At 54.4% G+C, this 12,907-nt stretch carries 12 protein-coding genes; 9 read left to right on the forward strand and 3 right to left on the reverse strand.

Translation table 11 applies throughout. The features are described from left to right. The coding region (locus H6F43_RS21280; RefSeq protein WP_206754600.1) for a PAS domain S-box protein at nt 1-1,850 on the reverse strand (1,850 nt) is incomplete at its 3' end. Nucleotides 1,851-2,235: 385 nt separating this feature from the next. On the opposite strand from H6F43_RS21280, the gene H6F43_RS21285 reads away from it, so the two are divergent. Together H6F43_RS21285 and H6F43_RS21290 are read left to right on the forward strand one after the other, a co-directional pair. After that, on the forward strand, nt 2,236-2,841 hold the full coding sequence (locus tag H6F43_RS21285; protein ID WP_190345169.1) for an L-threonylcarbamoyladenylate synthase: 606 nt from the start codon (nt 2,236-2,238) through the stop codon (nt 2,839-2,841). Nucleotides 2,842-2,947: 106 nt separating this feature from the next. Then, a complete protein-coding gene (locus H6F43_RS21290) occupies nt 2,948-3,811 on the forward strand; it encodes a HAMP domain-containing sensor histidine kinase (RefSeq protein WP_190345170.1) in 864 nt (287 codons plus the stop codon). A gap of 57 nt (nt 3,812-3,868) precedes the next feature. On the opposite strand, the gene H6F43_RS21295 is transcribed toward H6F43_RS21290, so the two are convergent. Further along, a complete protein-coding gene (locus H6F43_RS21295; RefSeq protein ID WP_190345171.1) occupies nt 3,869-4,324 on the reverse strand; it encodes a GNAT family N-acetyltransferase in 456 nt (151 codons plus the stop codon). A 132-nt stretch (nt 4,325-4,456) separates the two neighbouring features. On the opposite strand from H6F43_RS21295, the gene H6F43_RS21300 reads away from it, so the two are divergent. Together H6F43_RS21300 and secA are read left to right on the forward strand one after the other, a co-directional pair. After that, nucleotides 4,457-5,143: a diheme cytochrome c gene (locus tag H6F43_RS21300; protein WP_242025837.1), complete on the forward strand. Its 687-nt coding sequence runs from the start codon at nt 4,457-4,459 to the stop codon at nt 5,141-5,143. A 130-nt stretch (nt 5,144-5,273) separates the two neighbouring features. Continuing rightward, nucleotides 5,274-8,084 carry a preprotein translocase subunit SecA gene (secA, locus tag H6F43_RS21305; RefSeq protein WP_190345172.1) on the forward strand — a complete coding sequence of 937 codons (2,811 nt, stop codon included), beginning with the start codon at nt 5,274-5,276 and terminating at the stop codon, nt 8,082-8,084. A gap of 98 nt (nt 8,085-8,182) precedes the next feature. Here the strand turns inward: secA and H6F43_RS21310 are convergent, their stop codons facing one another. Beyond that, nucleotides 8,183-9,148 carry a stage II sporulation protein M gene (locus H6F43_RS21310; protein WP_190345173.1) on the reverse strand — a complete coding sequence of 322 codons (966 nt, stop codon included), beginning with the start codon at nt 9,146-9,148 and terminating at the stop codon, nt 8,183-8,185. Nucleotides 9,149-9,421: 273 nt separating this feature from the next. On the opposite strand from H6F43_RS21310, the gene H6F43_RS21315 reads away from it, so the two are divergent. The 5 genes from H6F43_RS21315 to H6F43_RS21335 all read left to right on the forward strand — a co-directional run. Next, nucleotides 9,422-10,237, forward strand: a complete 816-nt coding sequence (locus H6F43_RS21315) for a hypothetical protein (RefSeq protein WP_190345174.1) — start codon at nt 9,422-9,424, stop codon at nt 10,235-10,237. A 296-nt stretch (nt 10,238-10,533) separates the two neighbouring features. Further along, on the forward strand, nt 10,534-11,325 hold the full coding sequence (locus H6F43_RS21320) for an RDD family protein (protein WP_190345175.1): 792 nt from the start codon (nt 10,534-10,536) through the stop codon (nt 11,323-11,325). Continuing rightward, the gene (folK, locus tag H6F43_RS21325; RefSeq protein ID WP_190345176.1) at nt 11,315-11,815 is read left to right on the forward strand and encodes a 2-amino-4-hydroxy-6-hydroxymethyldihydropteridine diphosphokinase; all 501 of its coding nucleotides are present in this window, start codon (nt 11,315-11,317) and stop codon (nt 11,813-11,815) included. The genes H6F43_RS21320 and folK overlap by 11 nt, the downstream gene beginning before the upstream one ends. A gap of 35 nt (nt 11,816-11,850) precedes the next feature. Beyond that, nucleotides 11,851-12,405 (forward strand): NUDIX hydrolase, encoded by a 555-nt coding sequence (locus H6F43_RS21330; RefSeq protein WP_190345177.1) that lies wholly within the window; start codon nt 11,851-11,853, stop codon nt 12,403-12,405. Nucleotides 12,406-12,755: 350 nt separating this feature from the next. Beyond that, the coding region (locus H6F43_RS21335; protein WP_190345178.1) for a Nif11-like leader peptide family natural product precursor at nt 12,756-12,907 on the forward strand (152 nt) is incomplete at its 3' end.

Raw genomic sequence — 12,907 nt, forward strand, 5'->3', positions numbered from 1 at the left:
GGCTGCCACGATCGCGGACCTGTACACTGATGTACCAGCAGCACGCCCCAGAAGCGATCGGCGTGCAAAATCGGCACGATCAGCTTTGCTTGCACCTGAATTTGCTGCAAAAACTCCAGGTAGTGAGCTGAGAGCGCTCCAGCGGCTCGATCGTTCAGGACGTACGTAGTGCGCTGCTCGGAGGTTGCTTGACTATACCGATACCAAACGTTGTGCACCTCAATTTCGGCGTCAAGGCTCCACGCAGGCGCTACCGATGCCGCCATTAGCTCGCCCGACTCTTCACTGTTTAAGCAGTAAATCAGAACTCGATCAGTCTGCAAAAACTGCCGCACCTCAGCCACCGTTCGGTTCAAAATTTCAGCCAGATCGAGCGACTGACGAATGCGAGTGGCAATTCCACTCAGCAGGCGTTCGCGATCGGCTTGCTGCTGAAGCTGGAGTTGCGCGCGCTGTCGTTCTTGTCGCAGTCGTCGCTCCTCGGTGATGTCTCGTCCCACCGACTGATACTCAACAAACTGACCGTGGGCGTCGAAGATGGCTCGGTTGCTCCACTGAATCCAGCGCACTTCACCGTTTGCTGCCCAGCAAGGATTTTCATCCGTAATCACTGGATCTTCCGCGCTTAGAGCGGCGATTCGCTGCCGTACGATGTCCTGATATTCCTCAACAACTAACAGCAAGAGGCTTTGTCCCACCAACTCCTGAGGGCGTTTGCCAAACTGCCGACAGTACGCGCCGTTCACAAAGGTCAGGGTTGTGTCCGGCAGAAAGCGGCAGACTAAGTCGGTTTGGTCTTCCACAATGGCGCGATAGCGAGCTTCACTGGTGCGGAGGTCATTCTCCATTTGGCGGCGCTCCAGTCCGAGCGACAAGGCAGCCGCCGATGCAGCGAGCAGATCGATCGTCGCCGTTTCCCAGATGCAGGCGGTCGAGCAGTTGTCAAAGCCGATCGAGCCAAAGAACGTTCCATGCACAATTAACGGCAGCACCAGAATCGATAGAATGCCTTGCGATGCTAATACTGCCTGCTCTGGCTCTGGAAACTCACTCACGATGCCGGAAATTGGGTTACCACGAGCCAGCACCTCTACCCAGCGAGGAAAGTTCGTGTTGTAATCGACGTTTTGCAACAGTGGATTATTAATTTCTGATGTAATGCCCTCCGCGCACCACTCTGCGCGCTGACTCGTGAGGAGTTTTCCAGACGCCGATCGATGATTAATGAACACGTAGACTCGACTGGCACCAGAGGCGTGTCCCAACAGCGATAGAATCCGCGCATACATTTCGTCCTCGTCTGTCGATGCCAGCAGCTGCCGCTGCACTTCCACTAGGGTTGCCAAGAAGCGCTCGCGCTTTTCTAGAGCCGCCGCGCTTTCTTGCAGCGCTTTTTGAGTTTGCTGGCGCTCGATCGTGACATCCGCACAGACGCCAATGTACCCGATCACCACGCCCTGCGAATCGTTTAGAACCGAGCAGCTTACGTCCATCCAGCGCAAACTGCCATCTTTTCGCTGGAGGGGCAGTTTTCCTTTCCATCGCTGAACTCGTCGCAAGGTGGTTACGATCCGAAGAACGCGCCGGGGCGACACCTCGGATGCCAGGATCCGCGCGATCGGGTGATCCACGATTTCTGCCGCTTGCCACTGACACAGCAGCTCTGCATAGCGGTTCCAGTAGAGAATCTGACCCTGCAAATCGGTAATGATGACGGCGCTGCAAAGCTGATCGAGCAGCGCGACTTGCAGCACTGAGTGCTCAAGGTTCTCTGGCTGCACACCGCCTAGCAGATTGTGGATTTCATCGCCATCACTGTCCAAGGATAAGGATATTATTGGGGATGCCACTTGTTTAAACACGGTATTGCTCCAAGCATGCTGCGCATCCACTACAGATCTCTGAACGACAAGAACGAATCGGATGCGATACCGCTTCTACAACTTCTACAATTAATCGAGTCATCCAAGGGTCACCAGTCAGGGAATCGGTCTAACAATCGTAATGCTTGAGTGTGGGACAGCCAATTTACTGAGTTTTCATTGCTCGCCCCTATCCCTATATAGTTAGCCTACCCACGGGAGAGCACTAGTCATCGTTCGCTGCGCCCGATTCGACGGATGATGGAGCATTGATCGCTCCTAAAAGCCAGCGCGGTGTTCGCATCTGATTGGTTGCAGGATTTGCCTACGCCGTGAAACGATCGCAGCTTGAGAGGAAGCGTTTCTCTACTTTATGCCACAGGTGTTGTTTGACAAATTAGTTGCCAGCGTGCGGTCCGGCAGTGCGCTGATTAGCTTCCCGACAGATACCGTTCCAGCGCTGGCATCCCGTCCCGATCGCGCTGATTTAATTTTTGTTGCCAAGCAGCGCCCGCCGGAAAAACCGCTGATTTTGATGGCGGGCGAGATTGCTGACTTGTGGTCCTACGTGGTGGGTCACCCGGACGAGCAGCAGATTTGGCAAACCGTTGCCAAGCGCTATCTCCCCGGTGCGCTGACGCTGGTGCTGCCTGCGAGCGATCGTGTGCCGCCGACCCTCAATCCTCAAAATCCTTCAACGATCGGCGTGCGCGTTCCCAATAACTCCATTGCGCGGGCGATTTTGCGACAAACTGGACCCCTGGCAACTACCAGCGCCAACCGCTCTGGAGAACCCGCGCTGCAAACTCTGGCAGAAATCGAGGCGCAATTCCCCGATGTTCTCACTCTGCTGCCCACCGAGACTGAGCCTTCAACCACCGGCGCGGCTGTCTCCGGTATTCCTTCTACAGTTGCCCGTTGGACTGGAACAAGCTGGGAGATTTTGCGGCAAGGAGCGGTCGTTCTAGACGAGAACTAGAGGACGAGAAACGTGACGTTGCTCCTCGCTTCCTGCACACGTTGTCCTTCAACAACCAGAATTGGCTATAGAGTAGAGTTTTCGCAATCTAAAAGCCGAGATAGTGATGGGCTGGATTACGCTGGGATGGTTCGTCCTTGGATGCGGGTTAGGCTTCGGAGCCGCTTGGCGACTGAAGCGATCGTCGCCTCGATCGTTCGCCACCGCGCCGGACAACCAAATCATTCAAAAACTTCAGAACGATTTGCAACAGATGACGCTGGCGTACCAGACGGCATCGGAAATGAGCCAGTTTAAAGCAGGTTTTTTGGCGCGGACCTCTCACGAATTGCGATCGCCGCTTAATGGCGTCATTGGAATGCACCAGTTAATCCTGTCCGATCTGTGTGACAGTCCAGAAGAAGAACGCGACTTCGTTGCTCAGGCGAACAATTCAGCACTCAAGCTGGTGCAGCTCTTGGACAACATTATTAGCGTTGCCAGAGTCGATCACGGCACCAACAAGCTCGACATTCAACCGCTGCAATTGGCACAGGTGCTTCAAGACGTTCACACCCTAACGCATCTGCAAGTGAAAAATCGCAACCTGCGGTTTAATTTACAGCCTCCCTCACCGGACCTGTACGTGCTGGCAGATCCCCGCTACCTCCAGCAGGTCCTGGTCTACCTGATTGACAGCGCTGTTACCCAAACGCCCGACGGAGAAATTACCGTCTCCGCTCATCCAGATTTCACCAGCAGCACCGTACAGATTTGGATTGACGATCGACGACCGCCAAGTGCTCGTAGTGAGGCGATCGACCAGTTGCAGTCCAAACCCGACCCCGCCACAACCGTGCCGACTCCGGGACTGACGCTGCTGCTGGCCCAAACCCTCCTGGAGCGGATGCAAGGACGCTTAGAAATCGGAGCGACAGGCGAGGATACTACGCGCATCCAGTGTTGGCTGCCGCTGGTGAGAGAAGAGTGAGGGAAGTACGAGTGTTGAGCAATGAAGTTGAGTTGGGGCGTTTTCCCCACTCTCGCTTCAGGTTGCTTCTGCTGCCAATGCCGATCGGGGTGACTCGATCGGCGTGTTGACCAGCACCAGTGTTGTACTGGAGTTGCACTCAAACCCGATGCGTTCATAGAAGGCTTGCTGATGCGTCGTCATCAGGTAAACCCGCTCTACGCGGTTAATTTTAGGATGGCTGAGCACGGTTTGCACAAGTTTGCGTCCCAATCCCGCGCCCTGGTAGTCCGGGTGAATCACGACATCCCAAATCGTGGCGCGGTAAATTCCATCCGAGGTCGCTCTGGCAAACCCAATCATTCGCGCTTTGTCCCAGACGGTGATGATGGGATCGCTATTTGCGATCGCCACCTCTAGATCCTCTAAGCGACGATCGCGTGCCCAGAAGGCAGCAACCTGAAATAGCTCCTGGAGCTGGAGTAAATTTACTTGCGATCGCTGGTCGCAAAACTGAATATGACGACAATCCATCCTAATTAAACACAAATCAGTGGCGTAATCACCCTAATGTAAACTGCTAAGCGAGACTTCCAACTAAAGTGATGGAAGCTTGACCATCCGGAGGTTAGAATCGAGAGGAGAAAGGGGAGAAGGAAGTCGGAAATGGAACGCGGGAAACAGACGCTTCCATCATTGATTGCCGATTACCCAGTAGAAGATTTCAGCATGTCGCAGTTTCCGCCCGTTCTACCGTATTTAACCCGCCGCACTCGGAGTGCAAAGCGACGATCGCCCAGACAGGGACGATCGGTGATCGTGCTGCTGGTGCTGCTGCTGCTGTGGAGCGTGTGCCTGGGCTGGGGTTTAGCATTGGTAACGCAGGCTCGTCCGACCGGAGAGGCGCAAACGGCTCCAGCAGTTTTGAGCGCGGCAGAGGGAGCAGCGGGGGCGGTGACGGATGTAGAAGCGGTGCCCGATCGCCTCAAGGCAGGTCAGGCGCTGTACTTAAAGACGTGCGCCACCTGTCATACAGGCATACCGCCTGAGGTAATGCCGACGCAGACGTGGCAGCAGCTTTTACAAGACCCGCAGCACTACGGCGCACAGCTTCAGCTGCTGTCGCCATTGGATTTGCGCGTCACCTGGGAATATGTCCGCACCTACTCGCGCCCCTTGCTAGAAGGCGAAGAGGTCCCGTATCGCCTGTACCAATCGCGCTTCTTCAAGGCACTGCACCCCAAAGTAAACCTACCAGCTAAAGCGGGTTTGGGCAGTTGCATCTCGTGTCATCCCGGTGCAGGCAGCTACGATTTCCGCACCCTCAGCGCTGAGTGGCAAAACGCCCCGTGACCCAATTTTGAATTTTAAGGTTTGAATGATGAATTGCGCCTGCGGCTGTTCAATTCAAGATTCATCATTCACTGTTCAAAATTTTCCTGTCTTTATTGAACTCACGCACTTTTTGTTACTCTTCACCACCATGCTTAAGACTTTGTTGGGCGATCCCAACGCACGCAAGCTCAGAAAATACCAACCCTTGGTGACGGATGTTGCCGTCTTAGAAGACGAGATTAAAGCCCTGTCTGATGCAGACCTGCGGGGCAAGACTGCAGAATTCAGACAGCGCCTAGAGAAAGGCGAATCGTTGGATGACCTGCTGCCAGAAGCATTTGCGGTTGTGCGAGAAGCTGGACGGCGCGTGCTGGGAATGCGCCACTTTGACGTGCAAGTTCTCGGTGGCATTATTCTGCACACCGGACAGATTGCCGAGATGAAAACTGGAGAAGGAAAGACTCTGGTTTCGACGCTGCCCGCTTACCTGAACGCGATTAGCGGCAAGGGCGTTCACATTGTCACTGTGAACGACTACTTAGCGCGCCGAGACGCGGAATGGATGGGGCAAATTCACCGCTTCCTAGGCTTAAGCGTCGGGCTAATTCAGCAGAGCATGACTCCCAGCGATCGCCAGCGCAACTACGCCTGCGACATTACCTACGCCACCAACAGCGAACTCGGCTTTGACTACCTGCGCGACAACATGGCGACGGACATGCGCGATGTTGTGCAGCGCCCGTTTAACTACTGCGTCATCGACGAAGTGGATTCGGTACTGATCGACGAAGCCCGGACGCCGCTGATTATTTCGGGTCAAGTGGAGCGCCCTAGCGAGAAGTACACTCGCGCCGCTGAAGTGGCGACTGCGCTGGTCCGCAAAGCCAACGAAGACGACCCTAACGGGCACTACGAAGTCGATGAAAAGCAGCGCAACGTAATTTTGGCGGACGAAGGCTTCATTGAAGCTGAAAAGCTGCTGGGCAGAGCCGATCTGTTTGACCCGGAAGATCCGTGGGCGCACTACATCTTTAACGCGATCAAAGCTAAGGAGCTGTTCGTCAAAGACGTGAACTACATCATCCGCAACGATGAGATCGTGATTGTGGATGAATTCACCGGACGGGTGATGCCGGGACGCCGCTGGAGCGACGGACTGCACCAGGCGATCGAAGCTAAAGAGCACGTCGAGATCCAGCCGGAAACGCAAACGCTGGCAACGATTACATACCAGAACTTCTTCCTGCTGTATCCCAAACTGGCAGGCATGACCGGAACCGCCAAGACTGAAGAGGCGGAGTTCGGCAAAATTTACAACCTGGAAGTAACGACGATTCCAACGAACCGCACCAACATCCGCCGCGACGTTTCCGATGTGGTCTACAAAACCGAAGAGGCGAAGTGGAACTCGATCGCGAGCGAGTGCGCCGAAATGCACGAGGTGGGTCGTCCAGTCCTCGTTGGCACGACTAGCGTTGAGAAATCGGAACTGCTGGCGCGGCTGCTGTTCGAGCGCAACATCCCGCACAATCTGCTGAACGCTAAGCCAGAAAACGTCGAGCGAGAATCGGAAATCATCGCTCAAGCTGGACGGAAGGGAGCCGTGACGATCGCCACGAACATGGCGGGTCGGGGAACGGACATCATTCTGGGCGGCAACGCTGACTACATGGCGCGGCTGAAGCTGCGCGAGTACTTCATGCCTCGGATTGTCCAGCCTGAAGATGATGACTTCGGCGTTATGGATGTCCCCGGTGCAGGCGGCGGACGCGGCGGTGGGCAAGGCTTCGCTCCCGGTAAAAAGGTGAAGACCTGGAAAGCCTCGCCGCAGATTTACCCGACGGGACTGTCCAGAGATACCGAAAAGCAGCTGAAGGAAGCGGTCGATTTTGCGGTGCAGCAGTACGGCGAGCGATCGTTGCCAGAACTGGACGCCGAAGATCGCGTTGCCGTTGCCTCGGAGAAAGCGCCGACCGACGACCCGGTGATTCAGCGCTTGCGCGACGTGTACAACCTGACCAAGCAGGAGTACGAAGCGTTTACCAGCCGAGAACACGATGAAGTCGTGGGTCTGGGTGGTTTGCACGTCATCGGCACCGAGCGACACGAATCCCGCCGCATCGACAACCAGCTACGCGGACGCGCCGGACGGCAGGGTGACCCTGGTTCAACGAAGTTCTTCCTCAGCTTGCAGGACAACCTGCTGCGGATTTTTGGTGGCGATCGTGTGGCAGGTTTGATGAACGCCTTCCGCGTCGAAGAAGACATGCCGATCGAGTCGGGAATGCTGACGCGATCGCTGGAAGGTGCTCAGAAGAAAGTGGAAACCTACTACTACGACATCCGGAAGCAGGTGTTTGAGTACGACGAGGTGATGAACAACCAGCGTCGTGCGATTTACGCAGAGCGTCGCCGTGTACTGGAGGAGCAAGATCTAAAAGAGCAGGTGATTAAATACGCGGAACTCACAATGGACGACATTGTGGACGCGAAGATTAACCCTGATCTGCCGCCGGAAGAGTGGGATCTAAACGGCTTGGTTAACAAGGTGCAGGAGTTCGTTTACCTGCTGGACGATCTGGAACCGGATCAATTGGCGGAGATGTCGATCGGCGAGATCAAGACCTTCTTACACGAGCAGGTCCGCATCGCCTATGACCTCAAGGAGGTTCAGATTGACCAGATCCAGCCTGGACTAATGCGGCAGGCGGAGCGCTTCTTTATTCTCCAGCGCATCGACACCCTCTGGCGCGAGCACCTACAGCAGATGGACGCACTGCGGGAATCGGTAGGTCTGCGGGGCTACGGTCAGAAGGACCCGCTGATTGAGTACAAGAGCGAGGGCTACGAACTGTTCCTAGAGATGATGACGGACATCCGCCGCGATGTGGTCTACTCGGTGTTCCAGTTCCAACCGCAAATTCAACCAACGGTGACGGCAACGACTGAAGTGATTTAAGGGTTACGTGCAACAAGTGATCGCCCCTTCTGGGGCGATCACTTGTTGTATTAAGGCACGCGCCTCTACGTCGATGTCCAATTGGTTACTTAATAACGTTACTGAGTAATAAGAGGACGCTGGCGGCGGCAGTAGCTCAGTAGGAGCGCAAATAATCCGATGCCCGCTGCATACTTTAGCGGGCTAGGCACGATCGGGCTGGGCGAAAAGAAGCCTTCGATTATCCCTGCAATTACTAGCATTGGGATAATCCCAAAGACCAACTGCGCCGCTTGCAAACTGTAGAACTTAACTGCATCGACGCGACGGTAGCTGCCTGGAAACAGAATACCTCTAGCAATCAGCAATCCGGCTCCACCCGCCAGAAAAATCGCAGGCAGTTCCAGTGACCCGTGGGGAAACACAAATGCCCAGAACGGGTACGCTAAATCGTTTTGACCCACCAGCGTCGCCACCGTTCCGATCAGCACTCCATTCGCCAACAGCACAAACACTGTGAATAGCCCTAGCGTCATGCCACCTGCGATCGCCCGAAACGCGACCGATAGGTTGTTTATCATGATCTGGCTAGAGGCAAGCGGTTCCGTGCCCAAAATTGAGCCCATCCAAAGTTCCCGCTTGTCCCGCACCAGCGAAATCATCGACTCCGGCAGCACCAGCGACAGAAACACCGGATCGCGCCACGCAAACCACCAGCTAATCAGCGCTCCTGCCAAAAACAAAGCCGTGGCGATCGCGGTATACATCCAGGTTTGCTGTACCACTGCCGGAAAGCCCCAGCGGTAGAACTCCAGCACCGATCGCCACTCTTGCCGTCGAGAGCCTTGATAGATTTGGCTGTAGGCGCGCGAGGTAAGCTGCTGCAAGTCCTGAACCAGCGTATTGCCCACTTGATTCGTCCGTGCCCGTGCCAGATCCGCCGAGACCGATCGATAGAGGCTCGCCAACTGCTTGATTTCGTCTGTTTGCAGCGCCTTTAACCCGCGCTTCTCTAGCCGCGACAACAGCGCATCTAACTGCTTCCAATTCGGCTCCCGCCTAGCAATCCAACGTTTAATATTCATAAAATTTCTCTGGATCGGGCGATTACCTCGCCTAAGATAGCGACAACTCTAGCGCATGTCCTGTGGAGTTTTCAGTCATTCGCTCTTAGTTGATAGGGATCAGCGGTGGTGCTTTCAGTAGGGTCCCTACGATCGCGCCAGTACGACAACTGCAGCGGTCTTTATTTCCATCTCCCCAGCCCTCCCGTAATTCTCGACGATCGGTGTGAATCTTGCATAAATGGCAATACTAATTCCAGTCAGCATCAACCTTCTATTAGCAGGAAAAGCCCAATGGCAATGAATCCTAGTTCGGCGAGTTCCGGTCCTCTAAGCGTGGGCAACGTAGTCAGCGCAGGAGTACGAATCTACCGCTCTCATCTGAAGCAGTATCTGACGCTGTCGTTGATTGGTCACTTGTGGATTCTAGTTCCAATTTACGGGTGGGCAAAATATGCCGCAACCACAGGCTTAATCTCACGACTAGCATTTGGCGAGCTGAGCAACCAACCAGAATCGCTCAAAGATGCGCGTAAGTTCGTTAATGCGCGGATGTGGAGATTTTTGGTTGCAGCCATTCTCGTCATCTTGCTGATTTTAGGCTTGTACATGGGAATGGGGCTTACATTCATTATTTTGGCAGGGATTACCAGAGTCTTAGCGGCTGGCAATCCCGCGCTAGGTGCAGTCGGAGGACTGCTCATGTTCGTTGCGTTTATTGTAATTCTGGTGCTCTTTTTTTGCCGCGTGCTTCTGGTTGAGGTGCCGCTGGCGATCGAGCAAAACGTTAGTTCAACTGGTGCAATCAGCCGGAGTTGGGACTTGACCAAGGGCTTTACTCGGCGAATTCTAGGAACCGTGATGGTTGCCTTCTTGCTGACGCTGATAATTTATCTACCATCACAGATTATTACATTCCTCTTGCAGGCGGCGGTTGGAAGACCTGAAGAGGCCAGTGCTGCATCTTCGCTGGTTGGGCTGGTGTCGCTGGCGCTGAGCCTCTTAACTGGAGCGCTAGTGATGCCATTCTGGCAAGTGATCAAAGCCGTGATTTACTACGACCTGCGAGTGCGACGCGAAGGCTTAGGACTGCGACTGCGCGATCGATAAGAGCACTCACTGTTAATGAGTAACTTGAAGAGTGACTCCGGTTGGTTAACTGACAAATCATTTACTCAAATTGCTGAAGATCTCTCCCCCAGCGCCTCTCGAACACGGAAAGGGAAGCCAGACAACGTTCCAGTTCCCTCTCCTATGAGGACACAGGTTAAGGAGAGGTCTTCCGAAGTTTTGTCAGTTATGACGCGCAGCGCTCTGAACAACTCACTATAGATAGCCAGAATTATCTGGTCGGTTCTACTGAACGTACTACCAGTTAACCGCGTATCACTCACCACTGAACAGCCATGCAATTCTTTAACCGCGTCACCCTACGAACGCCCGAAAGCGTTGAGCTAGAGTTCACTCTGGCTGGCATTGGCAATCGAACGATGGCGCTACTGGTAGATTATCTTGTCTGGGGTGCAAGCCTGCTGGTGCTGCTGATTGTGTGGGGCGTTCTGTCGGTGCAATTGGTCGCGTATCTGGAATCGTTCACAGGAGATGCGCAACTGTGGCTGACGGCGATCGCGCTGCTTCTTACGTTTGCAGTCTACGTGGGCTATTTTGTTCTGTTTGAAACGCTGTGGCAGGGACAAACCCCCGGCAAGCGCTACGCCAAAATTCGGGTGATTCGTGAAGACGGCAAGCCGATCGGTCTGTCGCAGGCAGCACTGCGAGCGCTGTTGCGACCTGTGGATGACACGCTATTTTTGGGCGCATTAATGATTATGCTCGGCAAACGAGAAAAGCGACTGGGCGATTGGGCGGCAGGCACGATCGTCGTGCAAGAAGAACGCCCCGTCACGGCTGCCTCGTTCCCAATTGCCGACGAGGCGCACATGCTAGCAAAGGAACTTCTGCAAACTGCCGCGATCGCTCAACTTCTGCCCGATGATTTTGCTGTGGTGCGCGACTACCTCCAGCGACGCTCAATTATGGAGAAGCGGGCGCGATCGGACCTAAGCATTGAGCTAGCGCGTCAAGTAAAACACATCGTCGGGCTGCAGCAGCTACCGTTTAAGATGACGCCAGACTTATTTCTAGAGGCGATTTATCTGGCGTATCAGCAGCAGTCACCGGAGGGGCATGGCTACTAGGGAACAGGGTTCCTGCGCGATCGCGCTTGGCAGCAATTTAGGCGATTCACTCACCACGCTGGAATCAGCGCTGAGCATATTGAAGCAAACAGCCGGAATTACGCTGGAGGCGCGATCGCACTGGTACCAAACCAAAGCCGTTGGACCGCCACAGCCGGACTACTTTAACGGCTGCGTGATTTTGCACGTCAGCCTGAGTCCACACGCGCTGCTGGACACGCTTCTAGCAACGGAAGCGCACTTTGGGCGAGTGCGGAAAGAGCGCAACGGACCCCGCACCCTGGATTTAGATTTGCTCCTGTTTAATGATCTCGTGCTAGAGACACCCTCGCTGCAAATTCCTCATCCGCGCATGACCCAGCGCGCCTTTGTGCTGGTTCCTCTGGCTGAAATCGCCCCCGATTGGATCGAGCCGATTTCAGGAAGAACGATCACGAACCTCGTACAAGCTGTAAACTGTTCAGAAGTCAAAAAGTTGGTTAGCGATTAGTCGTTAGCAACTCGTTTTACCGAACTTCTTACGCTATGCCGCTGGGTCCCGAACCGCCTCAACTGCTGAGACAACGCTTTGTCTACAACGGTCGCAAGTTCTCGTTTGAAGCGAACCGTCTCCGGTTGCCAAACAATACCGAAGGAGAGTATGAGTGCATCCGGCATCCGGGCGGAGCACTAGCGGTTCCCGTAACGCCCGATGGCAAATTTGTGCTGGTGCGGCAGTACCGCTTTACGACGCAGGGGCGGCTGTTAGAATTTCCGGCAGGCACGGTGGAGCGAAGCGAAAGCCCAGAGGAAACGATCCGACGAGAAATCGAGGAAGAGACAGGCTACCGCGCTCACCGCTGGCAAAAACTGGGCGAGTTTTTTGTGGCTCCGGGCTACTCGGATGAGGTGATTTACGCCTACCTAGCGCAGGAGCTGGAGCTACTGGAGAATCCTCCTAGTCAGGACGCTGATGAAGACATCGATCGCGTCCTCATGACGGCAGAAGAAGTCGAGAATGCGATTCATACAGGTGGCTTAGCAGACGCGAAATCGATCGCCAGCTTTTTACTGGCACGTCCGTTTCTAACCGCGTCCTAGCTTGATTCACAGACGACCCTTAGACAAAGCGCAGCAATTTCTACAGCAGCTATTAGTAAACTTTGCTGTCAAAGGCATCACAGTTTCAAGTTTTCTCTCTAAGCTGAGAACTACAGAGTTCACTGGGGTGGTTCTTAGGCTGTTTAGCTCGCGCTGCAATCGCTCTTAGTAGTCTGTCAAACTAAATTTGACGCGTAGCTAAGAGCCACAAAGCCGAACAGGGCTAAATTTTGAGAGTCTTCGACCCGTCAAAATTCTCCTAACGGAACACTAGCTAGCGCAACGTATCAGGCACCTTGACTAAGAGTCGCGCACCTTGACTCTGCACTCACTTCAAGAAGAGGTATGTTATGACTTCGCATCGTGCTGCTGAGTTTTTCAAAGCGGTTCAACAAGATCAAGCGCTGCAAGCCAGATTGCAAGCGGTGAGCGACCCCAAAGCGTTTATTCAGATCGCGGCTGACCGTGGCTACACGTTCTCGGAAGAGGAGCTAGAGCAAGC

Source organism: Leptolyngbya sp. FACHB-36 (assembly GCF_014695955.1).
GTDB lineage: Bacteria > Cyanobacteriota > Cyanobacteriia > Leptolyngbyales > Leptolyngbyaceae > FACHB-36.